This is a genomic window from Ignavibacteria bacterium, assembly GCA_016873775.1.
GTDB lineage: Bacteria > Bacteroidota > Ignavibacteria > UBA10030 > F1-140-MAGs086 > JAGXRH01.
The window spans coordinates 1-25,549 of sequence record VGWC01000006.1 but is presented as its reverse complement, the minus strand read 5'-3'; the positions used below and the strand labels follow the sequence as shown (position 1 = coordinate 25,549).

Below are 25,549 nucleotides of genomic sequence, written 5' to 3'. Positions count from 1 at the left end.
TTTATTTCGTCAGTAACATTTTTTTTGTTTCGGTAGTGTTCCCGACTGTTAAACGATAAAGATAGATACCGCTTGTATGTTCGTTTGCATTCCAAACAATTTCAAAATTCCCTTTGGGTTGTATTCCATCAATAAGCGTTGTAACTTCTTCACCGATGAGATTGAAAATTTTCAATGTTACTTGTTCTTCTTTCGAAAGTGTAAAAGAAATTTTCGTTTCGGGATTAAACGGATTCGGGTAATTTTGTGAAAGAGATATTTCTTGTGGAATTGTTCTTTCGTTGTTTATGCCAACAGAAACTCCATTGAAAACAAACACATTTCGTTGGTTACATTTAACTTCAGAATATTCATCAACAACCCATACTTCCCATTGATAGAGCTGCCCAAATTGCATTCCAGTAAAATCAGAAATAGTAAACGACGTATCGTTTGTTTTCCAGCGTTTAGAAAAATTTGCATTTGAAATTCGCAACTCGTACCAATGGGGGTCTTCTACGTTATCTGTACTTTTAGTCCAACGAAAAATCGTAGGAGAATTTCCAACACTATCGCCATCATTCGGATACAGCAAGGAAGGACGATTACGTGGTTTCAATTCGTTAAAGTTCATTAAATACAAACCGCTTTGCATATCAGATGCGATCCATTTTCCGGAAAAGAAATATGGATATACTGCCCAACATCCCACATAATCGGAAACTGAACCGGGATATGTATCATAGTAACCAACTTCATTCGGCGTTTCAGGATATTGAGCATTAACTACACGTGCACCTGCTCCGTAATGAGAAACGTATACGTAATTTCCTCTTCCGTGAACATTATGAATAATATCCATAGCATTTGCGGCGTATTGTGCAATGGGAGTATAAGGTGGTCCTGCTCCAAGATTTTTAAACTTCCATATTTTCAAATTATTCACCGTTCCAATTTCATCTGTTGTGAAAGCATAATTTCCGTCAATGGATTCCCACGCGTGATGTGTTCCGCTTCCTGTATAAGAAACTTTTTTTATCAACGTAGGATTCGCTTTGTTTTGAGCGTTAGCAATGTATAATCCGCCATTGCCGTAAATTGCGGCAGCAAAAATTGTATCGTTTCGAACATAGGAATCGTGAATATACTCGGGTTGATATTGACCCACATATTGTGGAGTTGTTGGGTCATTCAGTAACGAAAAAATCACCATTCCTCCTGGACTCCAGTTTGCGCAACCGTTGAGATACAAATATCCGTCGGCAAGCGTTACCGTATGAGAGCGAGAAATATTTTTTCCACCGGAAGTATAGTTGAAATTTTTAACGAGTAATGCAGTATCGGGAAGAAATTCGAGATTGACAATTTGAACACCGCTTCCTCCCTCAGAAACAATGTAGAGATAGTGCTTGTATGTTTTAAATTCGCGGTACGCATAACTTGCCTGCGGACCAGAAATGAATTGAATTTCCCGAAGTGTATCCCCCGCAAGAGAATAAATCCCCGTTCCTAATGCGGTCCCTATAAACGCAAATTCTTCTCCTTCGGGAGAAGTCCATCCCCAACAACTGGAAAAATATGTTCCTTGAGGTGAAGTTCCGTGAGGAATATTTTTGTGAGAAAGGAGTGTTACACCGTTTTGCGAATATGAAACCGTGAAACACAAAATGAGAGCAAGAAAATATTGCATTGTGGTTGTAAATATTTTTGTTGTAAATAAGAAAAATGGAGTTCACTTATTTATTTGGAAAGAGAACTCCATTTTCCGTGAAAGACAATCTATGACTAAATAAGTAATGCCCCTTCCAAGCGCAGTAAAAATTCCTTCGTTTTAATTCCACCCGCATATCCTGTGAGTGAGCCATCTGTTCCCATTATGCGGTGACAAGGAATAACAATTGGTAGCGGATTTGAACCTACTGCGCGACCAACTGCTTGATAACCGGAATGAACGCCAACTTTTTTCGCAATTTGTTTGTATGCAGAAATTGCACCGTACGGAATTTTAGATATTTCTTTCCATACGCGAAGTTGAAACGGTGTTCCGCGTAAATCTATATCGCATGTAAATGAAACTAACTTTCCGTTGAAATATCTGCTTACTTGGTCAATCGTTTCTTTGTTTCGCGATTTGTTTTCAACAACAGCATCGTAATCAAAATACTGTTTAATCCATTTAATAAATTCTTTTTTACTTTCTCGCGGAATGCTGATTTTACAAACTCCCTTTTCGGTGGATGCGATATACACAGAACCAATTTTAGTTTCAAATGAGGTGCAAAATACTCTGACATCCGCCGCTTGCTCTCCTATGATTTCCGTTTTCCATCTTCGTCGCGACATTATATGTGGTTTGGTAACCAAACGAACGTGTTCTTCCATTATAGTAAAAAACGCTGTAAAATTGTTTTGAATAATAAAGTTGATAAATAAATGAAACGTGTATCGGTAACGTTTTTACTCCCTTGTATAAAAAAGCGGGCAATATCTATCAAAAATTTTTTTCTCTTGCAAGTGAAAGAGAAAAATATTTTTTCATTAACTATTCATTGCGCGGAGGAAATCTTTATTGGTTTTCGTTCCGCGAAGTTTTTCTATCATGAATTCCATTGCTTCAACTGTTGTTTGTTCGCTTAAAAATTTTCGTAATACCCACACACGATTTAGTTCATCTGATTCCATCAGCAATTCTTCTTTGCGTGTGCCTGAACGCTGAACATCAATTGCAGGAAATATTCTTCTGTCGCTTAATTTTCTATCGAGAACAATTTCCGAATTTCCTGTTCCTTTAAACTCTTCAAAAATTACTTCATCCATTCTGCTACCGGTTTCAATCAATGCTGTAGCTAAAATGGTAAGACTTCCTCCTTCTTCAATAGCGCGTGCAGAACCAAAAAATCGCTTCGGTTTATGCAATGCATTCGCATCCACTCCTCCCGAAAGAACTTTTCCCGAATGAGGAACAACGGTATTATGTGCGCGCGCAAGTCGTGTTATGGAATCGAGAAGTATCACAACATCCCGTTTTGCTTCAACAAGTCGTTTAGCTTTTTCTAACACCATATCTGCAACTTGCACATGTCGTTCTTGCGGCTCATCAAATGTTGAAGAAACTACTTCTGCTTGAACAGAACGCTCCATATCGGTAACTTCTTCAGGACGCTCGTCGATAAGTAAAACTATGAGAATAATTTCAGGATGGTTTCGTGTGATGGAGTTTGCGATTTTTTGAAGGAGAACTGTTTTGCCTGCTTTCGGAGGAGAAGTGATAAGCGCGCGTTGTCCCTTGCCGATTGGTGAGAGCATATCTAAAATTCGCATAGAATATTCGCCGGGAACAGATTCCAATTTAATACGCTCGCGCGGATACAACGGTGTTAAGTTATCAAAAAGTGTGCGCTCTTTCATTTCTTCGGGACCGATGGTATTCACCGACTCAACACGAAGTAAAGCAAAAAAACGTTCGCCTTCTTTCGGAGGTCGTACTTGTCCGCTCACGGTATCACCCGTGCGCAGTAAAAATTTTTTTATTTGTGAAGGCGAAACATAAATATCGTCCGGCGAAGGAAGATAATTGTAATTTGCAGAACGCAAAAAACCATAACCATCGGGCATTATTTCGAGTACGCCTGCGCTGAAATTGAGTCCGTCTTTTTCCGCTTGCGATTCGAGAATTTTGAAAATTAAATCTTGTTTACGCATATCACTGAATCCGTTGATTGCAAATTCTTTTGCAATTTTCGTCAACTCAGTAATCTTTTTCGCTTTTAATGCTGAAATATCGAGAGGCATTTAAAACAGTGAAATTTAAATGTGGAGAAAAATAATATAATTCACTTCTTTGATTTTGAAGTGTTGTAAAAAATATGAAATCAAATGAAGGGAGATTCTTTTGGGAAAATGTCGTTCAATTTTCACGTCGAAAAAGAACAAACCTCTTTGCAATTAATGTGCGGAAAATATACAATAAATGTTTTGGAAGTCAAACACTTTTCAAAAATTTCATTGCTTCATCTGCTACAAAAAATGAACCACACACAAGTATATAATCTTCTTCCGTTACTAAGGAATATGCATGTCGTATTCCTTCCGAAACCATTGTTCCATTAACACTATACATTCCGATTCGATGACATTCCTTTGTAATTTCTTCCGATGAGCGCGCGCGTACTACGTTCGGTTGAACTGCGATAACCGGAACATGAAGTGAAGAAAGATAATGTAAACTCTGTTTCACATCTTTATCTTTCATCATTCCCAATACAATTACGCCTCTTTTGGGAAAGAGTAATCTTACCGTCTTTACAAGTTTTTCAAATGCACCGGGATTATGCGCTACATCAAGCACCATGAGTGGTTTATGTTGCAATAACTCCAATCTGCCAAACGTGTTCGTATATTTTTTGACATTTTTGAATCCATTTTTTATGTGGTTGACGGTAATATGAAAATTATTGTTGCATGTTTTCTTCAACACTTCCAGAGTCAGTAATGCTGTTGCACAATTTTGTTTTTGTGCAAAACCACCGAATCCTAGTTCAAAATGTTCTCTTGTAAAGTTATGAGTAGTTGCTGAATACGCATTATCCTCAATCGACGTTCGAAGAGTTTGCAGGGAAATTTCTTTGTTCGAAAAAAATATGCGTGATTTTTTCAACTTTGCAACTTTTTTCAAAACAGTATTCGCGTCGTTATTTTCTATTCCTGAAACGACAGGAACTGTATCTTTTATTATTCCTGCTTTTTCAAACGCAATTTTTTCAATTGTATTTCCAAGATATTCTGTATGTTCCAAACTTATGTTGGTTATAACAGAAATTAACGGAGTGATGATATTCGTAGCATCTAATCTTCCTCCAAGACCTGTTTCGACTATTGCAATATCAGCGTTACATTCAGCAAAATATTGAAATGCAATCGCAGTGAGAGATTCAAAAAACGTTGCTCGTAATCGTATAATCTCATTCCGAAATTGTTCAACATAAAATGAAAATCGTTCTGGAGAAATTGGAACCCCGTTTATTTTTATTCGCTCGTAAATTTCTGATATGTGCGGTGAAGTGTACAATCCTGTTATGTATCCAGCAGTAGTGAATACTGAAGCAAGAAGAGCCGCCGTTGAGCCTTTACCATTTGTTCCCGCTATGTGAACTGAATAAAATTTTTTTTGAGGATTATTGCAACATTGTAACAGCGAGGAAATATTTTCAAGTCCAAATTTAATTCCGGAGCGTTCTAATCCGTAGAGAAATTCAACTGCAGTTGAAATCATCGAAACTAAACGTTCAACATTTAAAATGGAGGTTCATCTTGCTCTGCATCTTTATCTGTTTCTTCTAAATCTGTATCCGGCTCTTCATCCGGAAGCGATGAGTCAATCTGCTCAAGCGGTTCATTTCTGCTTTCATCGCCGCGATTTTGCGATAAAGTATTCACACGGTCAAACGTTATAGAAATTTGCAATGGATCTGTTCGGTATTTTTTGGTTCCAGCAAACGGAAGGTCTATGTCTTCCGCACCAGAGACACGCCGCTGTATTTCTTTCGAAAATACCGATGTAGGATATTTTTGTAGTATTCGTTTGTACATATTAAATGCAGAATCTGGTAAGTTCAATGCGTTCTCACAAATCCATCCGATTGCATAGAATATTTTCGGCATAACGAAAGAAGTTGAATCGCATTCGGATAACACGAGCAATTTATTCAGTGCAAGTTGTGCGTTGCCGGAGAGAATTATTTTTTCTACTTCATCATATTGCATTTGCAATGAATCAATTACTGTCGAATCCGCAACAGATAATCCGAACATTCTTCGAACTACATTTGCGTATGGATGATGAGGAAATTTGTCAAGTATTTGTTGATAAAGTGTATCAGCGATTTTTTTTAAGGAATCGTCTTTCGTTCGATAATATTCAGCGATTGAAAACAGTACTTTAGGCGCTTGATATGATTCGGGAGCGTTGTATAGCGATTGTTGAAAATAATAATGTGCAGAATCTTCCAATTGCAATTTGGCAAGCATTAAGAGTCCCATTTCATATTGATTGAATGCGAGACTATCGAGCAAATCGTATAGCGGAGTTTTTATCGTATCTTTTAACCATTCGGGACCGGAAGCAACTGGTATTGAATCTATAATACTATTTTGCACGGAAAGCGAATCTGAAATTGTCAGAGAATCAGTTGCTGAAAACACGTTATTTACTTCTTCGGATTCTTCTGCTTCATCCCAAAAGTTTTTTTCTTTTTTTCCTGGAATCAACTTTAGCATTGAATCGCTCGCAACAATCGAAGAATCATAGAATGAAGTCGGAAGTTGTATGCTATCATTTTTACTTTCCGAAGTAAATTCATTTTTTGAAGTATCGTTTACATCAATTCCAATTGCCAGCAGCGAATCAGCAATATACGCGGTTAGAGAATCTCTCCGAAATTTCGCAATGCTGTCTTCTCGTGCTAATTCAATGCGGCGAATACTATCTTGTCTTCCGATTTCTTCGGGATGTTCTTTGAGAAAAACCAACGAGTCGAATTTTGAAATAGTCTGTGAAAGAGAAACATAACTTGTGATTACATCAAATTTCTTTTTTGCAGAATCAGTGATTTCTGACGTAAGGAATTCACCTTTTGCTTTGGAATAATATTTCAGTGCAGAATTAAAATCCGAATATATATATTCATTCATTACGCCTAACTGAAAATTTGATTTGGCGGACGCATCAGTTCGTGCGTACGTAGTATCCACGAAGAAAAATTGCTCTTCCGCCAAATCGAAATCACCGTTATTTTTTAACACGTTTCCTATATGAAAATCAATTTCGGGAAAAAATTCTTTGTTGCGTCTATCATCACGCATTTCTTCGAGGATTTCAATCGCATCAATGTTTTTTTCTAATTTACTTAACATCACTGTATAACGAATTTTTCCACGCACTTCCAATAAATAATCGCTGGCATCATCAACAAGAATTTTATACGCGGATAACGCACCTTCGAAGTTATTCATAAGTTCGTATGTTTGCCCAAGTTGAAGCGCAGATTGCATTTGCAAGAGATTATTATCTGCAAATTCTGTTGCTAATAAAAAATTCTGAATAGCTTTTTCATAGTCTCGTTTTTCTAAAAAAATTTGACCTTTCAAACAAAATCCTTCTGCTATAAAATCGTTGTTTTCCATCAACGCCAATGCTGCGCTATCTCCTAATATTTCTAATGACTTCGGATATTTCCTCATTTGGTAATATGTTTTTGCGAGTGCAAGAGTTGCTTCAGCAAATAAATCGCCGTTCGGATAATTCTGACGCAACTCCACATATTTTCTCTCGGCGCGAAAATATTCACCGGAAAGATAATATGCGTTACCAATCATAAACATCGCATCGTCAAAAAAAACGCTTTCGGGATAATATTGTAATATTTTTGAACACTTCTCAACTACATCGGCAAACTTATCTTTTATGTCTTGCGACACATTAATTCGTAAAAATCTATTGGGATTTCTCTCTTTCGAAGCGCTTTGTTCAAGTTTTGCAACATTTTTATCGTAAATATGAGAGGCATTGTAATATGTATTAAAATACGCATTGATATCTTGCATTCGAGAAGTAAAGAAATTACCGCATCCTGTAAATACGAACAGTATCACAAACAGTTGCGAATATTTATAGAAAAGATGTAATCTCGTTGAAAATTTGCGGAACATTGAATTCATTTGCGGGAAAAGATACAGAGAGATAAAGTGAATTCCAAAATTACAAACAGTGCAATTTCTGATGAGTATTATTCTATTGATATTTTTAAATTATTTGTTTTTGATGAATGCTTTGTTTTCATTTGAGTTATCGGTATATTTTTCACGTCTTATAACACGTATGCGAAACATAGAGTTCTACGATTTTAAAAAAATATTTTTTTCCATCATCGTCGTGTCGCTTCTTTTTTCAAAAAGTCAAGCACAAATCACCGCAGGAAGTACAGGCGATATTGAACCACGCACATTAATAGATAAACCGACCGCTGGAATGATGAAGCACGGAAGTTTTGGTATGAGCATAGATTTTTTTCAAACGGGCGGTGTGCTTTTCAACTTGAATGCAGGAGTGATGGAACGACTAAGTTTTGGAATTTCGTACGGCGGTACGAATATCATCGGCTCAAATCAAGTTGCTTGGAATAAATCGCCGGGAGTGAATCTCAAATTCCGTTTGTTTGATGAAGAAAACTCTTTCCCTGCAATTTGTTTCGGTTTTGATTCCCAAGGAAAAGAAACTTTCATTGATTCGTTGAATCGCTATCGTGTCAAGTCGTTAGGATTTTATGCAACAGGAAGCAAAAATATCGAGATAATGGGATATCTCAGTTTACATGCAGGAATAAACCGTACGCTTGAAACAAATGATAATGACAAAGACTTGAATTTTTTTATTGGCGCGGAAAAAACAATAGGAAGAGACGCATCTTTTATTGTTGAGTACGATTTTGGAAACAATGATTCGAAACCTCCTTTGGATATTGAACAAAAAAGCAGATTGCATTCCGGCTTTCGATGGAATTTTGGTAGAGGAATTACTTTGGGAATTAATTTAAAAGAAATCCATAGAGAAGATAAGGTTTTTAGTATAGGCAATCGAACTATTTTTGTTGAGTATATAAACATTTTTTAAAACTAACGTTAAACTTTTTCTACATCATATTTGTTATACATAGCGAACTTCAAAAAATAATAAGGAATACTATTATGAGTACATTCATAAAAACTTCTGCTTTTCTTTTTATCATTTCTTTCGTCATCAGTGGATGCTATACAAAATTAGCATTGGAAAACGAACGTCCGACGTATCGTGAAAAAAATTTTTCTGAAAATTCGCAGTCGAACGAAGATATAAATGACAATTCTGCAATCCAGAATAATGAGGATAATACATCGTACGACTATGAATACAATGATAATTATCCAGTAATTAATAATTATTATTTTGGCAACAATGATTGGTGGCCTCATCCCAGACTTTCTTATAGTTACTATTGGCCTTCAAGTTCGTTTTGGTTTGCCTATAACGATCCATGGTATGATGATTGGAATTATTCGTGGTACTATCAACCCTATTACTATTCGTACGGATGGTGCGGAACACGATATGCTACGTACAATCCATGGAGTTGGCATTATTATCCGGGACACTATTCATACTATCCATATTATTATGGATATTGGTACGATAGTCCTACTCAAACAGTTAAGTCAGTTCGAAATTTTGGACGAACGCGAGCGGACGGAATTAGCAGAGAAGACAGAAATTCTTATGAAAGAGCTTCAGAGTCTCATCCCGGTTCAGTTGATTTACCTTCTGGAGTAATTACCGGCGGGAGAATTGACGGAAATTCATTCAAAAAAAATTCTAACGACAGAGATACACGAAGCGGTCGAACTGTTCGCGATAATTCCGGAAGAAGAGGTCCTCGCGATAGCAGAGCACGTTCTCCACGTTCCGGAAGAGATTATCGTCCCAATCAAGCAAACCAACCTAAAGTAGATGTTGAATCGCAATCTCCCCGCAATGATGTTCAACCGCGACAAAATGAAAATCCTTCAGTGAAAAGAGATGAACGTACTCAAAGAAATTTCGATAAGCCATCAAACACGCCGCAACAACGAACTGCTTCTCCTCCACCACAACAAAACAAGGGTAATACGAGCAGAAAAAAGGATGAATAGTTTCTAAAAATATTTTCTTGTATTCTCGACGACCCAAAATTATGTTTGAAAAAAAACAAACAATTCTTTTCTTCTTATTTTTTTTTATTGCATTTAATATTTCGCGCGCGCAATTTGTTGAAGATGCGTATCGTCTTGCTTCTTCCGGAGAAGGAATAAGCGCAAGAAGTTTGGGAATGGGAAATGCATTTGTTGGTGTTGCAAACGATTTTTCGGCATCATTCTGGAACCCAGCAGGACTTGGATTATTACAACATTCAGAAATATCTTTTAACTTTTCGAATTTTATTTTTTCTGATAAAAGCACATATCTAACATCGCAAGAGGAATTTTCTAATTCCTCAACCAATGTGAACAGCGTTGGCTTTGTTTTTCCCCTACCAACGTATCAAGGAAGTTTTGTCGTTGGTCTTGGATTTTCACAAACAAAAAATTTCACCACTGGTTTGAAATTTTCCGGATTCAATACAAAGAGTTCAATCATTCAAAATTGGGCAAAAGACGGATTAACATTCCCTCTAAAAAATGATGGCTATCAAAGTCTTGCGTACCAGTTGTACCTTGCAAACATCAATACAAGCATTATTGGAAATGATACAACTTATTTTTTTGATAGTCCTATAAAAAATAATGTCCAACAATCAGGCTCGCTTTTTGAAGATGGAGGAATGAGCCGATGGACTCTATCCGTATCAGTGGAAGCAGCACCGCAATTATTTTTAGGCGGAACGCTCAATATCATTCGTGGTGATTATAAATACATCCAAAACTATTCAGAATACGATGCACAAAATCTTTATCAGGCTTCTCCATTTGATTTTACGCACCTCAATGTCGAAGAAACTATTTCAGAAGATATTGGAGGATTTGACGCACAAATTGGATTGTTATACAATTTTAACAACATCTCAACTATTGGAATAAAAATTCAAACACCAACAATTCTTTCTATCGAAGAAGAGTTTAGAATACTACGAGAAAGTAATTTTACAGCACAAACCGTTGAACGCGATAGCCGTGTTTTTTTCGACGAACCAGAGAGAAATGAGCCTCCCGATAAAACAAGTTTCGACGTTACTTCTCCTTTTCAACTTTCTGTTGGAGGTTCACTCTATATCGAAAATTTATTATTAAGCGCATCTTCCGAATTTTCTGACTGGACACAAATGAATTTTTCTGATGTTCCCCCACAACTCGAATATCTCAACACGGAAATCAAAGAACGATTTCGAACAACTCTTTCATACAGAGTAGGAGTAGATTATGAGTTCCAGAAATTTCCTATTTCTCTCCGAAGTGGATTGATGTTTTTCCCTTCTGCATACAAAAATGATCCAAATTCCTTTGCAAAAAAATATATCACCGTTGGCGCTGGCTATGTTTTGCAAGACGCGATTGCGGTTGATATCGCGTATGCAAACGGTTTTTGGGATTCATTTTCAAATGCACCTGATAAAGGGTTTACCATTCAAGAAAAAATTACTACCCATACAATTTTTGCAACAATTACGTATCGCTATTAGAGCTTTTCTCCGATACTTATTTTAATTTTTGCTTGCACAAAACCACGACAGTAACAATTGGAAGCATTTTTGCATTACTCTTTTTGGTAGCAAGCGGAATTCTTTTCTTCTCTCATATCCTTACAAAATCTCTTCCAAAGTACCACGACAAAAAAACATTCGGTGGAATTTCTGCAGCTATCAATATTGAACGCGATGAATTAGGCGTTCCCCATAGTATTGCCTCGAACGAACACGACGCTTATTTTGCAATGGGATACATTCACGCAGAGGAACGATTGTGGCAAATGGATATTCAACGACTCATTGCACAAGGAAAACTTTCAGAATTTTTCGGCGAACAAATGCTCGATTTCGATATTTTGTTCAGAACTTTAAACTTAACAGAAAAGAGTTCTTTGCTCGTTCAGCAATGTTCTCCGCATACACTCGAGTTACTTGATGCTTATTCATTAGGAATCAATTCGTTTATCTCATCATATTCATCTTCGCTTCCTCTTGAATTTTCAATACTTAATTATGCTCATGAAAAGTGGAGTGCGAAGGATTGTATTCTTACCCTACTGTTATTTGATTTGCTCAACAATAATTCTTTGGCGCACGAATTACTTATTTCTCGCATCTGTCAATATAATGACAATCAAAAAGTTCTCCCTCTCTTTCCTTTTCAAAATGAAAATACAGTTTTAAAAACAGACTCGACATCATTTCCTTCTTTTTTCTTCACCACGTTTCTTGCTTTTAACGAAAAATTTCAACTGCAACAAAATGAACGAATCACTTCCTTTGCTATACTTCCTCCGAAGCGTTCCAAACCATTAACAGCAACAACATATTACACTTCTACTTCAATTCTCTTTCGCTGGTTTATTCTGCAGACGACATTTGAAAACAACAGTATCGTTGGTGTTACTATTCCCGGTATTCCAATTATTTTTTCCGGGAAAAATAATTCGATTGCGTGGACTTGTTATCCTAATTATTCAGCATCAAAAAATTTTTTACACTCTCAAAACTCGTATCCACAGTTTTTTTTACGCAACGAGAACATAAAAGTAAAAAAACGCAACGATGTTGTAACAATAAAAATTCAGGAAACACAATGGGGAACAATTATCAATACGGTGTTGCGAGACGACGTTAGACAAACATCATCTACTCGTCGTCCTGTTATTCTCAGAAAATTTGCAGATAGCATTCAGTTTACTCTTGATTTTTATTTTACACTGCATACATCAACAACTCTTGATGAAGTACAACACAACATCGAAAAACATCACTTCAAGAATAAAATATTATTGGTGAACGAAAAATCCATCTTGGTATCACCTAACGACAGTAGCAAATCTCCTTATTCGATATTAACGGAAGAACATACATCGTGGGAATATATTCGACTTCGGTCAATACTGGATACCATCAATAATTTCAATCTCTTTACCTGTCGTGATATTCAGAATACTATCATATCGCTTCGCGCGAATAAAATAATTCCGATGATTCTATCGTCATTTGAAAATGAAACTCAACTCTCCGAAACTATTCAATTGTCGTTGCAACACCTTCGCAACTGGGATAATCGTTCGCTGTCGGAAGAAATTGCACCAACTCTTTTCAACGCATTCTTTTATAAACTTCTCGAATGTACGCTTGAAGATGAAATTGGAAAAGAAATGCTTCAAGCGTTAATTCAGCAAGAATATCTTGTGTCAATAATGATGGATAACATTCTCCTTCATAATAACGAAGAATGGTTCGATAACATTCATACCGAAAAAAAAGAAACTCGCGATGAAATACTTCGTACAAGTTATCGAGCCGCTATATTCGATTTAGAGAAGTATTATGGAACAGAAATGAAACTATGGCAATGGAAATATGTTCATTCGCTTTCCTATTATCATCCTCTTGGTGAACGAAGTGAATTATTCAAAACATTTTTTTTAACTCAGCCGACAACGATTACACGTATTTCACAAAAAAGAACAGAACAGATTTTTTTGAAATACTTCTATCTCGAACCGCAACTTACTTCAGCAAAATTGATGATTGATTTTTCTTCTCCGCAGGAAATATTTGTAACGATTTTCGCAGGTGAATCGGGGCATCCATTAAGTGCAAACTATAAAAATTTTATGCCGCTTTTGCTCAATAATGACTATCACAAAATTAACGTTCAAAAAAAATCAAACCTCGGTGATAATTCTGTAACACTATTACCTCAATGATTCGACTATCACATCAATTATTACTGCACTTAAAGCAATCAGAATGTGTTGTCGTTTTTACCGGTGCCGGTGTATCGTCAGAAAGCGGCGTTCCCACATTTCGCGGAGAAGATGGCATTTGGAAAAAATTTAAAGCGGAAGAACTCGCAAACTTTGATTCGTTCTTAAAAAATCCTGAATTAGTTTGGGAATGGTATCTGCACAGAAAAAAGATAATGTCATCAATTCAACCAAATGCAGGACATTATGCAATCGCTCAGCTGGAATCGTATGTAAAAAATGTTGTTGTTATTACACAAAACATTGATAATTTACACAAGCGCGCCGGAAGTACGCACGTATTGGAATTACACGGAAATATTGAACGCAACTATTGCATTCAGTGTAAAACGTTTTTTTCAAACGAAGAAATATATTCACGTATTGAAAGAGCAAGAAAGTTTTGTACCCCGCGCTGCAATCTCTGTAACGCACTTATACGTCCCGATGTCGTTTGGTTTGGTGAAAATCTTTCAACGCAAGTATGGGATTTGGCAATTACAGCAGTGAAGAAATGCACTGTATTTTTTTCTGTCGGCACGTCTTCAATTGTATATCCAGCAGCGTCACTAATAGAACTGGCAAAACAATTTTCTGCATATCTCGTAGAAATAAATATTGAACAAACACCGTTAACATCCATAATGGACGAAAATTTTTCGTTGAAATCAGGTGAAGTATTTCCCGAACTTATCCATCAATTATCCCAAACACAAGTATGAATATTCTTCGTTCGTATAGTAAAACAAAAATAATTTGCACCCTTGGTCCTTCTTCCAGTTCCGTAGAAACATTAGAAAAAATGATGAACGCAGGAATGGACGTTGCGCGTTTAAACTTTTCGCACGGAAATCATAACGACCATTTGATACGCTTGCAAACCGTTCGAACAGCTGCGCGAAATGTTGGCGAGTCAATTGCAATTCTTCAGGATTTGCAAGGTCCAAAAATCCGTATTGGAAAACTTGTTGCCGAAAAAATTGAATTACGTGCTGGAGATGCAATTACTATTTCCATCAACGAACGTCTCGGAACAAAAGAAATCGTGTCAACGACGTATCAACGTTTTGCCGAAGATGTGAAACCGGGAGACAAAATTTTGATAGACGATGGAAAGTTAGAACTTCGTGCAATCTCTACGAAACCAACGGAAGTGTTGTGCGAAACTATAGTCGGAGGAATTTTAAAACCCAACAAAGGAATAAATTTGCCAGGTGTCAACGTCAGTTCTCCATCATTAACGGAAAAAGATGAAGAAGATGCATTATTCGGATTGCATAATGGTGTAGATTATATGGCATTATCGTTTGTTCGGCGAGCATCCGATGTTCAGTATTTTAGAAAATTTATGCTGAAAAACGGTTTCAACATTCCGATTATAGCAAAGATAGAAAAACCGGAAGCGATTAACGAAATTGGAAATATCATTGACGTTGCTGATGGAATAATGGTTGCACGTGGAGATTTGGGAGTTGAAATGCCGATGGAACAAGTTCCTGTATTACAAAAAATGATTGCATATCAAACGGCGGCAAAAGAAAAATTACTTATCGTTGCAACACAAATGTTGGAGACGATGACAGAAAATCCTTTCCCAACACGTGCAGAGACAAATGACGTTGCTAATGCAGTACTTGATGGCGCAGATGCTGTAATGTTGAGCGGAGAAACTTCCATTGGAAAATTTCCCGTACAAACAGTAGCAATGATGGATAAAATAGTGCGCAAAGCAGAAGAGATTCTTCCCGTTCGAGACATAAGAACTTCGGACGAAAAATATTCTGACATTAACGATGCAATCGGAAAAGCGGCGTGTGTTCTTGCAAAAAAAGTAAATGCAAGTGGAATCGCTGTTCTAACGCACGATGGAGAAATTGCGCGAAAAATTTCTTCATTCCGACCGAAAGCACGTATCATTGCTATTACCGACAATGAACAAACGCTCAGACAATTAAATCTCGTTTGGGGTGTTCACGGATTTGTTCTCGAACGTACACCAGAACATGCAGAGGAAGGATTTCGCATCATAAGAAAATCTTTAGTTGAAGACGGCTTCGCATACCGCGGAGATTTTATCGTTGAAGTTTCCGGAATCCCTTTTTTTGAATCGAGAAATACCGATACCATTAAAATAGAAAAATTAGAATAGAAATCTAGTTCATTATACATATTGTCTTAAATGATGAAACACATAAAATTTGGATGGCTATAAAACTTAGAGCGGAGATGAAAGTAGAATATGGAACAAATTAAAAGAAAGTTAGATTGAAAATTTATGTCTCTGCGTTGTGCGTTATGCAAACGCGGGAAACATCCACTGCTTGACGATTTACTGAAAAATTTTGCCGTGGTTCACAAGAGTTGTTGCATTTCAGCACGACCATTGATGACTGTGAAAAAATTCTCTTTTTATTCTCTATTTTCCCTTTATCAACTTTTCTGAAGCATTACTGAAAAAATAACACTGCTGGAAATTTTTCCAAAAAAATAATTTATTGTATCTCTATATTAAAAAAGAAAAATTTGTATCTTTTCCCCGAATTTTTTTAAAAAAAATTACAATATATCATTCCACAGTAGCTCAATGGCAGAGCATCCGGCTGTTAACCGGAGGGTTGCAGGTTCGAGTCCCGCCTGTGGAGCAACAAGCCAATTGAAAAATTGGCTTTTCATTTTTTTTCAGAATTGTTTATTTAACGTTGATGAAATCTTTGCAATCTCGAGTGCAAGCATTGAAAAATACCATTGAGAAAGAATTAACATTAGTGATGAAAAAAAACAATTCTGCATTCAAGGAATTCATCTCGTATGAATTACTCCAAAGCGGAAAACGGGTTCGACCGATTCTTACGTTTCTATCGAGTTCTATGTGTGGAGGGAAACTTGAAAATACACTCGGAGTTGCCACTGCGATAGAACTATTGCATTTGTTCACTCTTGTTCACGACGACATCATGGATAATGCAAGTTTCCGGCGCGGAAGAGAAACGCTTCATGAAAAATGGGACGTAGGAACTGCAATACTTACCGGAGATTTGCTTCTTTCTTTTGCCTACAATATTTTCAGCAAAACTAATTTCAAAAACAACATTGCTTACGTTACTGTATTCACAAAAGGATTTTCCGATGTGTGCGAAGGGCAAGCATTAGATAAACAATTTGAAGCGCGATTGGATATTTCTCTTCAAGAATATATTTCGATGATTGAAAAAAAAACGGGGGCATTGTGCGCAACTGCGGCGATGTTAGGAGGAATTTCTTCACATTGTACGAAACGCAAACTGCGCGCGTTAGAATTATTTGGGAAAAACATAGGGATAGCATTTCAAATTCAGGACGATTATTTAGATAATTTCGGCGACGAAAAAACGTTCGGGAAAAAAATCGGAGGCGATATTCTGGAAGGGAAACGAACCTTTTTTTTAGTTCGCTCATTAGAAATAAATCCGCGCGATGAGATGATACTTCGTCTTGCTTCACGAAAAATTTCGAGCAGTCAGATTTCCGCTGTAATAAAAAAATTCCGCGATATGAATTTGCATACCGAAGCATCGAATCTTGTCAAGCAATACACCGATGAAGCGTTAAACGAACTCGATGTCTTTCCTTCCTCACATGAAAAACAATTACTGGTGAATTTTTCCCGTCATTTAATTGCAAGAAGTTCGTAGTGCAATGATTCTATTTGTACTGCGAAATATCTATATGCAGTTGTTCTATTCTGTAACGAAGTTTGGAACGCGTGAGTCCGAGAATTTTTGCGGCTTTTAATTGATTACCTTTCGATTGCTCCAACGCTTTCATAATTGAGTCGCGAACAGAATTTGTTTCTTGTGCAATCGGAAGAGCATTATAATAAAAATTCTTCATTGTACTGAATCCGTTATCAGGAGTTTTGAGGAAAGAAAATTGTGATACGGTAATTTCGCACGGCGAGTGAAGGAGCACGATTCTTTCGAGTGCATTTCTCAATTCTCGTACGTTACCGCGCCAAAGATAATTCTCTAAAAATATTTTCGATTCCGCGGACAATATGAATTCGGCTTTGTTGAATTTTTGTGAAAATTCTTTTAAGAACGTTTCTGCCATCGGAATTATATCTCTTTTTCTCTCCCGTAGTGGAGGTATCGTGATTGTTGCAACATTCAAACGATAGAACAAATCTTCACGAAACCGATGTGCGGCAACTTCCTGAATTAAATCTCTATTGGAAGAAGCAAGTACTCTCACATCTACTTCGATTTCTTTCGTTCCACCCAATCGGTAAAATCGTTTTTCTTCCAAGATGCGTAATAATTTTACTTGCATATCTAAACTTAATTCTCCAACTTCATCAAGTAACAATGTTCCATAATGCGCAAGTTCAAATTTTCCTTGTTTCAATTTTTCCGTTGCTCCGGTGAAGGCACCTTTTTCATATCCAAAAAATTCGCTCTCTGCAAGGTCACGTGGAATTGCACCGCAATTAAGTGAAATAAATGGACCGTTTGTTCGATTACTTAACTGATGAATTGCACGCGCCACAAGTTCTTTTCCAGTTCCGCTTTCTCCTTGGATAAGCACTGTGGTTGAATTACTGTATGCAAACTGACGAGCCAAGTTCATAATCAATTTCATTTCTTCGCTTTCAGCAATGATGGTAGGAAGAAATAACGATTTTTTCCCAAGGGATTGAGGACGATAGGAAGTACGCAACGCTGCATTTTCAACTGCTTTTTGAATGATAATGTTGAGAATATCCAAATCAAACGGTTTGACAACATAATCCATTGCCCCTTCTTTCATTGCGCGAACCGCCATCGAAACATCGGAATTTGCCGTTATCATCACGACAGGAATTTCTGCAAATTCTTCCCGCAGACGTTTCATCAATTCTATACCGTTGACATCGCCCAAAAATATATCCAACAAAACTGCATCTGGTTGAAATTCTTTGACAAGCGCATATACTTCTCCTCCATGGTAACAAACACGCACTTCGTATCCCATTCTGGAAAGTATACTTTTGAGCGAATTCGTCAAAAGGACTTCATCATCGGCGACGAGAATTTTTAGTTTTCGTTTCTCCATTTTTTAAAATCGGGAAATAGCATAAGAAAGATGTACCGGCCTCATTTGTTGAAATCGCAACGAAGGCATTGTGCAACTCCAATATTTGTTTACTAATTGCAAGACCTAATCCTGTTCCCTTTGCCTTTGTTGTAAAAAAAGGTTCGAACACGTGCTCAAGATGTTCTTTAGGAATTCCGGAACCGTAGTCCTTAAATTCAACAACAGCATAATCGTTTTCTTCGGGCGCAAGATAGTTTTCGCTTTCGGTGATTATTGTATATGCTGAGATGACGAAAGGAGTAAAATTTTTTTCAAGAAATGTACGTACTTCAATGATACCGCCGCTTTCTGACGCTTCAATCGAATTGGTTAACAAGTTTAAAAATACTTGCTGAATTTGTTGCGTATCAATGTGAACAAACGGTAACGAAGTTGCAAAGTTGAAACGAAGTTGAATTCGTTTTTTTTGTAACGCAATTTTTGCAAATGAAAGTGACTTTTCTAATACTTCATTGATGTTTGCTTTTTCATGCTCCGGTTTTGTGGGGCGTGCAAACTCAAGCGTGTTTTCTATTATTTGTTCAATTTGTTTTACGCCTTCTAACGCTAACGCAAGGGAATCGCGAAGCGGATGGTCTTCAGTAATTTGTAAATCAAACTCTTGCAAATTTATTTTTACTGCTGTCAAAGGATTGCGGATTTCGTGAGCGATGCCCGCAGATAATCTTCCAAGCAAACTCATTTTTTCCACTTGCACTAATTGTTCACGCAATCTTTTTTGTTCCGTAACGTCTTTGACATATAATATCAGAAATGAAGAATTGACGTTGTTGTTCAACGATTGGTCAATCAACCCTGCTGTTAATTCAACATCAACGAACTCTCCGTTTTTTGTGCGCATTGTAGCAGTATTTGTTAGTTGAATTCCCCAATTTACAATGTCTCGAAGACGCGTTGATGGAGAAACGAACGGAAGTTTTCCCATTTGTTTCAATTCGCCTCGAGAATAACCAAGAAACTGTTCCGCTTGTTCATTCATTTCCAACACAATATCTTTTTTCGGATCAAGAACAAAAATCGGAAAACTTGCATTCTCAAAATAATTCTTGTAACGGATTTCACTTGCGCGAAGTTGCTCGATTTCTCTTAAAAGATTTTGCTCTTTCTTCGTTGAATACATGAGCATCGAATGCGAAGTTGCGTTTTTCGTATTCGAATATTGAGAATATTTTTGCAGCAATAATTGTGCTTCCTGAATCGCCTGATATAATTCGGCAAAACCGTCATTGACGCTTACAATTTGAAATGCACCGCATTGATACGCACGGCGGTGTTCTTCCTCAGAAACTTTTAGGGAAGAATATAAAATGATACAACGCGATGAATCTTCGCTGTGAAATTTACGCGACAATTCAAATCCGTCATTGGGAAACAAAAAGACATTTGCTAAAAGTATATCTTCGGGAAAATTGTTAAGAAATTTCGTTGTTGTCTCGAATGATGCAGAATGTCTCAGTGGTACGGCAAGTTCTAACTCGAAAATTTTTTTTTGAAGATTTTCATCCTGTTCAAAAAAAATGATTCCACTGCGCAACTGAGATTTTGTAAATTTTTTTGGAGATTTCATTTTTTCTCTGGATTGTATAGAAGTCACAGAATTACTGTGTTCAATGAAATGAAATAGTTATGGAGTTGCGTGCGCAAAAACCAGATGTGGAGGTTTTATAGACGATGAAACTTTTGGAGATTTTCTTACACGTCGTTCGAACTCTCCGCGAAATTTTTTAATCACACTTTGCACGGGCCACGCTGCTGCATCTCCCAAAGCACATATCGTGTTTCCTTCAATGTTGTTTGCAACATCGAGAAGTAAATCAATATCTTCAAGTGTTGCTTCACTACTTTCAAAATTGTGAAGAATTTTTTCCATCCACCCAGTTCCTTCGCGACATGGTGTACACTGTCCGCAACTTTCGTGATGATAAAAATGAGCAATGCGCGAGAGAACTTTGATAACATCTGTATCTTCATCCATCACGATCACACCGCCCGTCCCGATTGATGTTCCAACTGTTTTCAATGATTCTGCATCCATTCGAACACCATCAATTTCTTCACCGCGAATCCACATTGTCGAAGAACCGCCAGGAATAACTGCTTTGATTTTTTTATTTCCAGGAATACCACCGCAGACTTCGTAAATCAAATCGGAAAGTAAAATTCCCGTGGGAAATTCATATACACCGGGTTTATTCACATGTCCACTAACACCGAGTAAAATTGTTCCAGGATGTTTTGGTGAACCAATTTTTGAAAACCATTCCCAACCACGATTAATTATATGTGGAACGTTGCAAAGTGTTTCAACATTGTTAATAGTCGTTGGACATCCCCACAAACCAAACGCTGCGGGAAATGGCGGTTTCACTCTCGGATAACCACGCTTTCCTTCTACAGAATTCATCAACGCAGATTCTTCTCCGCAAATGTATGCTCCGGCTCCACGGTGAACAACGATGTCAGTTGAAAATTCTGTTCCAAAAATTTTTTCACCGATATAGTTTTTCGCGTACGCTTCTTCAACTGCGTTTTGTAAAATTTTATACCACTTGTAATATTCTCCGCGAATATAAATGTATGTTGATTTTATTCCCATTGCATACGCTGCGCATAAAATTCCTTCGATGAGTAAATGCGGATTGAACTCAATAATTTGTCTGTCTTTAAATGTTCCCGGTTCACTTTCATCAGCGTTGCAACAAAGATATTTTGGTTTTTCGGTTTGCTTGTCCGCTGTAGTGGACTTCGGCATAAATGTCCATTTCAAACCGGTGGGAAAACACGCTCCTCCCCTTCCGCGCAGATTGGATTGTTTCACTTCATTCGTAACAGCATCGGGTTGCATTGTAAATGCTTTCCGAATTGCTTGATAGCCGCCGTTTTCTTCATACACAGAAAGTTGGTGAAGATTCGAAATGTTTGGAAGAATAAGTTTTTCTGTAAAATCTAATTGCATATTTTTTTTCTCACGCAAAGACGCGAAGTCGCTGAAAAAAATTTTCTTTGCATCTTTGCTTCTTTGCGTGAGGTATTATTTCAATTCGTTCAAAAGTATATCTAATTGTTCAACAGATAAATTTTCAACAAAATCATTATTCATTTGCATCATTGGTGCAGTGCCGCAACTTCCGAGACATTCGACTTTTGAAATGGTAAATCTTCCGTCTTTCGTATTTTCTTCTGTTTGCACGTTCAAGGTTTTGCAAGCGTGTTCAACAAGTTTATCTGCACCGCGCAATTGGCAAGAGATATTCGTGCAAATCTGCAAATGATATTTCCCTCTCTGTTGTTGGTTGTACATTGTATAAAACGTAACAACGCCGTACACATCGCCAACGGGAATTTCTAACAATGAAGAAACATACATCATTGCTTCTACGGAGATCCATCCTTCTTGTTCTTGAATCATCCACAACACGGGAAGGGTCAGCGCTTTTTTTGTTGGATAAAATTTTTGAAGTCGTTCAAATTGTTGTAAGTTTTCCTGTGAAAGCATATATGTAATTATGAATTGGCTTTCCAAACGCTTTGCATAAAATCTCTCATTTATTTATCCGCTTCTCCCATCACCGGGTCAACACTGCCGATGATTGCAACAATATCAGAAATCATATTTCCTTTTATCATTTGCGGCATAACTTGTAAATTACAAAATGATGGTGAGCGAATTTTCAAACGCCACGGAGTTCCATCGCCATCACTCACTATATAAAATCCAAGTTCGCCTTTTGAACCTTCAATTGCATTGTACACTTCTCCGATTGGCGGATTGATTCCGAAATTGATGAGCATAAAATCGTTTATGAGTTCTTCCATTTTCGAATAAATTTTTTCTTTATCAGGAAGAACTTTTTTCGGCGCGGGTGGTTTCACATTTCCTTGCGGAATTTTTTCCAAACATTGCCTCAAAATTTTTATGCTCTCTTTCATTTCATTCAAGCGAACATAAAACCGCGCAAGCACATCGCCTTCATTGAAAGCGGGAATATCGAAATCAAGTTCGTTGTACACTAAATATGGATGGTCGCGGCGTAAGTCATGCGCAATTCCACTGCCGCGTAAAATCGGTCCCGTTGCACCCATAGAAATGGCATCTTCTTTAGAAATATAACCAACTCCTTCGCAACGGTCTATAAAAATTCTATTCGATAAAACTAATTTTTCACATTCATAAATTTTTTCTGGAAATTGTTCAACGTAATCAGAAATCATTTTTTTCACTTCGTCGCTCATATCGTTTGCAACACCGCCAATACGGGCGAAACTATTGGTGAAACGAACTCCTGTGAGTACATCCATTATGTCTTGCAGTTTTTCTCTTTCGCGAAAACTCCACAACAAAATTGTCAGTGCGCCAACATCCATACACATCGTTCCGAGAAAAACAAAATGCGAAGCAAGACGCGCCATTTCTGCACAAATAACACGAATGAATTGAACGCGCTTTGTAACTTCTATCCTCGCTAATTTTTCTACTGCAAGTGTGTATGCTACATTATTAGCAAGCGGAGAAAGATAATCGAGTCGGTCCGTGTGCGTAATGAATTCGTGATAAGAACAATTCTCTCCCAATTTTTCATACCCGCGATGAAGATACCCTAAATCAGGAATGCAAGAAATAACTGTTTCTCCATCGAGTCGAACAAGCAAACGCAAAACGCCATGTGTTGCAGGGTGTTGTGGTCCCATATTGAGGACCATCGTATGTTCAAGCGGGTCATCAATTGTAAAACTTGTGTCTTGGTCATTGAGGGCTTGAATGATGCGCTCAGAAGGTTCTGTGAAATGAACTTTTCTCATTAGTGTTTTGGAAGTGGAAGCGAACCGGGAATTCCCATCAATGGAAATTCTTTTCTGAGCGGATGAAATTGAAATTCTTCAGGCAAATACATTCTTCGCATATCGGGATGTCCGTCAAATGTAATTCCGAACATATCGTACACTTCGCGTTCGTACCAGTTTGCAGATTTCCAAACAGTTGAAACAGTTGCAATTTTTTCATCTTCGTTCAATTTTACTTTCAAACGAATTCGAAAATTATTTTTCATCGAATACACATTATACACGATTTGAAATCGTGTGTCGAGTTGCTGTTGAATTTTTTCCGGAACAGAAATATCGTGGTCGTGCGGTGGTTGATTTTGTAAAAATCCGGAATAATCTACAGCAGTAACGTCGCGCAGAGAATCAAAAGCAAGTTCAGTATCATCGCGTAGAAATGTACAAACGGAAATCAGGTATTCTTTCTTGATAATTATTGTTGTTTCATCACGAAAATTATTAAGTGATTCAATCGCAGATGAAAATTGTTCGTTGAGTTTTTTCAAAAGAAGTTCGCGGATGTTGTTCATTGAAGATATACTTTACTCACCAATAAAAATCTTTTCTCGCTCTCCCGCTGATTTTCCAAGTTGAACTTTTTTCTGAATATGAATCAACGCATTCAAAACATTATCGGGACGAGGAGGACAACCGGCAACAAAAACATCAACAGGAATAAATTGGTCAATCCCTTGCACAACGGAATACGAACGATACATTCCACCGGAAGAAGAACATGCGCCCATTGCAATTACCCACTTCGGTTCGGGCATTTGGTCATAAATTTTTCTCACGACATGCGCCATTTTATACGTTACCGTTCCAGCAACAATCATCAAATCGGATTGACGCGGAGAAAAACGAAACACTTCCGTTCCGAAACGAGAAACATCAAATCGTGGACTTGCCATCGCCATCATTTCAATTGCGCAGCATGAAATTCCCATCGGCATTGGCCAAAGAGAATTTTTCCGCGACCAATTCACCATTGCATCAATAGTTGTTGTGAAAAAACTTTCTTTTGCAATTTCTAATCCCATCTTAATGCTCCTTTTTTAAAAATGTAAATATAGCCGATGAATAAAATTGTAATGAACACGAACATTTCAACGAAGCCAAACATTCCAAGCGATTTGAAATTCACAGCCCACGGATAAAGAAACACCACTTCAATATCAAATACGATGAACAACATTGCAACCATATAATATTTTACGGAAACTCGTTCTCGCGCAGTGCGAATAGGTTTCATTCCGCTTTCATACGTGGTAAGTTTAATTTCTGTCGGCTGATTTGGACCAAACCAATTGTTCACGTTGGACATTATTATTCCAAACGCAGCAGCGAAAAAGAAGAGTATAAATATTGGAAGATAAAGTTCGAGCATTAGTAAAAAAATTGTGCGGTAAATCTATTGAAAAATGAAGCATTTACAAACAGAGTTTTCATTTAAACTTTTTCAATTTCGCTTGAAGTAGAAAAAAATTATTTGTAGTTTCTACGCGATTTTTTTACGAGTATTTCAATTCTTTTTCACTAACATAAATGAAAAAATTTTCTTCGCACACTCTCATCATCATCGCTCTTGCGTTCGGAGCATTGGTCGGCACTCTTGTAAATATTTCCGCCGCGGGAAATCCGAATGCGCAACAAGTATTAAACACGCTCATTGATTCGATTGCTCATCCCATCGGACAAATCTTTCTTCGCTTGCTTTTTATCGTTGTTGTTCCACTCGTTTTTGCATCGCTTACTTCGGGCGTTGCAGGACTTGGCGATATTTCTAAACTGGGAAAAATTGGCGGACGAACGTTGTTGTTTTTTCTGATAACGTCTGCCTTCGCGGCGTTTGTCGGAATCACGTTGCTCGAATTAGTAAAACCCGGCGCAGGATTTGATCAAACCGCCCGCGAAACATTGATGAATTCTTACGCATCGCAAACAAAAGAAATCGGCGCAAAAACCGGAACTGCTGTTGCATCGGGAACACTCGGTATCGTTAATCAAATTCTCGATATGTTTGTTCCGCGCAACATTATAAAATCAATCGTTAATATGGAAATGATTCCGCTCATTGTATTCTCATTGTTATTCGGAACTGCGCTGACAAAAATTGCAGAAGAAAAA

21 protein-coding genes and 1 tRNA gene are annotated in these 25,549 nt (G+C 37.4%); 9 read left to right on the top strand and 13 right to left on the bottom strand.

Annotated elements, in window-relative coordinates:
• Position 1: 1 nt before the first annotated feature.
• From FJ218_01675 to FJ218_01655, 5 genes are all read right to left on the bottom strand, one after another.
• Entirely contained in the window at positions 2-1,669 is a 1,668-nt protein-coding gene (locus tag FJ218_01675) for a choice-of-anchor B family protein (protein ID MBM4165628.1), read from the bottom strand.
• Between the two features lie 95 nt (positions 1,670-1,764).
• Positions 1,765-2,361 carry a methylated-DNA--[protein]-cysteine S-methyltransferase gene (locus FJ218_01670; protein ID MBM4165627.1) on the bottom strand — a complete coding sequence of 199 codons (597 nt, stop codon included), beginning with the start codon at positions 2,359-2,361 and terminating at the stop codon, positions 1,765-1,767.
• Between the two features lie 156 nt (positions 2,362-2,517).
• On the bottom strand, positions 2,518-3,771 hold the full coding sequence (locus tag FJ218_01665) for a transcription termination factor Rho (protein ID MBM4165626.1): 1,254 nt from the start codon (positions 3,769-3,771) through the stop codon (positions 2,518-2,520).
• A gap of 190 nt (positions 3,772-3,961) precedes the next feature.
• Positions 3,962-5,251 carry a bifunctional folylpolyglutamate synthase/dihydrofolate synthase gene (locus FJ218_01660; protein ID MBM4165625.1) on the bottom strand — a complete coding sequence of 430 codons (1,290 nt, stop codon included), beginning with the start codon at positions 5,249-5,251 and terminating at the stop codon, positions 3,962-3,964.
• Between the two features lie 20 nt (positions 5,252-5,271).
• Positions 5,272-7,695, bottom strand: coding sequence for a tetratricopeptide repeat protein (locus FJ218_01655; GenBank protein MBM4165624.1), 2,424 nt, complete (start codon positions 7,693-7,695; stop codon positions 5,272-5,274).
• A 61-nt stretch (positions 7,696-7,756) separates the two neighbouring features.
• Here FJ218_01655 and FJ218_01650 point away from each other — a divergent pair, with 61 nt between their 5' ends.
• The 8 genes from FJ218_01650 to FJ218_01615 all read left to right on the top strand — a co-directional run bounded on the left by FJ218_01650 (position 7,757) and on the right by FJ218_01615 (position 17,160).
• Positions 7,757-8,647: a YjbH domain-containing protein gene (locus FJ218_01650; protein ID MBM4165623.1), complete on the top strand. Its 891-nt coding sequence runs from the start codon at positions 7,757-7,759 to the stop codon at positions 8,645-8,647.
• A 74-nt stretch (positions 8,648-8,721) separates the two neighbouring features.
• Entirely contained in the window at positions 8,722-9,699 is a 978-nt protein-coding gene (locus tag FJ218_01645) for a hypothetical protein (protein MBM4165622.1), read from the top strand.
• A gap of 41 nt (positions 9,700-9,740) precedes the next feature.
• The gene (locus FJ218_01640) at positions 9,741-11,222 is read left to right on the top strand and encodes a hypothetical protein (protein MBM4165621.1); all 1,482 of its coding nucleotides are present in this window, start codon (positions 9,741-9,743) and stop codon (positions 11,220-11,222) included.
• 32 nt (positions 11,223-11,254) lie between these two features.
• Positions 11,255-13,450: a penicillin acylase family protein gene (locus FJ218_01635; GenBank protein ID MBM4165620.1), complete on the top strand. Its 2,196-nt coding sequence runs from the start codon at positions 11,255-11,257 to the stop codon at positions 13,448-13,450.
• Positions 13,447-14,211, top strand: coding sequence for an NAD-dependent deacylase (locus FJ218_01630; GenBank protein MBM4165619.1), 765 nt, complete (start codon positions 13,447-13,449; stop codon positions 14,209-14,211). Before FJ218_01635 ends, FJ218_01630 begins: the two co-directional genes overlap by 4 nt.
• A complete protein-coding gene (gene pyk, locus FJ218_01625; GenBank protein MBM4165618.1) occupies positions 14,208-15,638 on the top strand; it encodes a pyruvate kinase in 1,431 nt (476 codons plus the stop codon). Before FJ218_01630 ends, pyk begins: the two co-directional genes overlap by 4 nt.
• A 421-nt stretch (positions 15,639-16,059) precedes the next feature.
• Positions 16,060-16,134, top strand: a tRNA-Asn gene (locus FJ218_01620).
• A gap of 57 nt (positions 16,135-16,191) precedes the next feature.
• On the top strand, positions 16,192-17,160 hold the full coding sequence (locus tag FJ218_01615; protein ID MBM4165617.1) for a polyprenyl synthetase family protein: 969 nt from the start codon (positions 16,192-16,194) through the stop codon (positions 17,158-17,160).
• 10 nt (positions 17,161-17,170) lie between these two features.
• Here the strand turns inward: FJ218_01615 and FJ218_01610 are convergent, their stop codons facing one another.
• The 8 genes from FJ218_01610 to FJ218_01575 all read right to left on the bottom strand — a co-directional run bounded on the left by FJ218_01610 (position 17,171) and on the right by FJ218_01575 (position 24,809).
• Positions 17,171-18,559: a sigma-54-dependent Fis family transcriptional regulator gene (locus tag FJ218_01610; protein MBM4165616.1), complete on the bottom strand. Its 1,389-nt coding sequence runs from the start codon at positions 18,557-18,559 to the stop codon at positions 17,171-17,173.
• Positions 18,522-20,168, bottom strand: coding sequence for a PAS domain S-box protein (locus tag FJ218_01605; protein ID MBM4165615.1), 1,647 nt, complete (start codon positions 20,166-20,168; stop codon positions 18,522-18,524). Before FJ218_01605 ends, FJ218_01610 begins: the two co-directional genes overlap by 38 nt.
• A 57-nt stretch (positions 20,169-20,225) precedes the next feature.
• Positions 20,226-21,557 carry an NADH-quinone oxidoreductase subunit NuoF gene (gene nuoF / locus FJ218_01600; GenBank protein ID MBM4165614.1) on the bottom strand — a complete coding sequence of 444 codons (1,332 nt, stop codon included), beginning with the start codon at positions 21,555-21,557 and terminating at the stop codon, positions 20,226-20,228.
• A gap of 75 nt (positions 21,558-21,632) precedes the next feature.
• Positions 21,633-22,097: an NAD(P)H-dependent oxidoreductase subunit E gene (locus tag FJ218_01595; GenBank protein MBM4165613.1), complete on the bottom strand. Its 465-nt coding sequence runs from the start codon at positions 22,095-22,097 to the stop codon at positions 21,633-21,635.
• 50 nt (positions 22,098-22,147) lie between these two features.
• Positions 22,148-23,401 (bottom strand): NADH dehydrogenase (quinone) subunit D, encoded by a 1,254-nt coding sequence (gene nuoD / locus FJ218_01590; GenBank protein MBM4165612.1) that lies wholly within the window; start codon positions 23,399-23,401, stop codon positions 22,148-22,150.
• Positions 23,401-23,952: an NADH-quinone oxidoreductase subunit C gene (locus FJ218_01585; protein ID MBM4165611.1), complete on the bottom strand. Its 552-nt coding sequence runs from the start codon at positions 23,950-23,952 to the stop codon at positions 23,401-23,403. Before FJ218_01585 ends, nuoD begins: the two co-directional genes overlap by 1 nt.
• A gap of 12 nt (positions 23,953-23,964) precedes the next feature.
• Positions 23,965-24,462 (bottom strand): NADH-quinone oxidoreductase subunit B, encoded by a 498-nt coding sequence (locus FJ218_01580; GenBank protein ID MBM4165610.1) that lies wholly within the window; start codon positions 24,460-24,462, stop codon positions 23,965-23,967.
• Positions 24,453-24,809 carry an NADH-quinone oxidoreductase subunit A gene (locus FJ218_01575; GenBank protein ID MBM4165609.1) on the bottom strand — a complete coding sequence of 119 codons (357 nt, stop codon included), beginning with the start codon at positions 24,807-24,809 and terminating at the stop codon, positions 24,453-24,455. Before FJ218_01575 ends, FJ218_01580 begins: the two co-directional genes overlap by 10 nt.
• 158 nt (positions 24,810-24,967) lie before the next feature.
• On the opposite strand from FJ218_01575, the gene FJ218_01570 reads away from it, so the two are divergent.
• On the top strand, positions 24,968-25,549 hold a 582-nt coding region (locus FJ218_01570; protein ID MBM4165608.1), incomplete at its 3' end, for a cation:dicarboxylase symporter family transporter.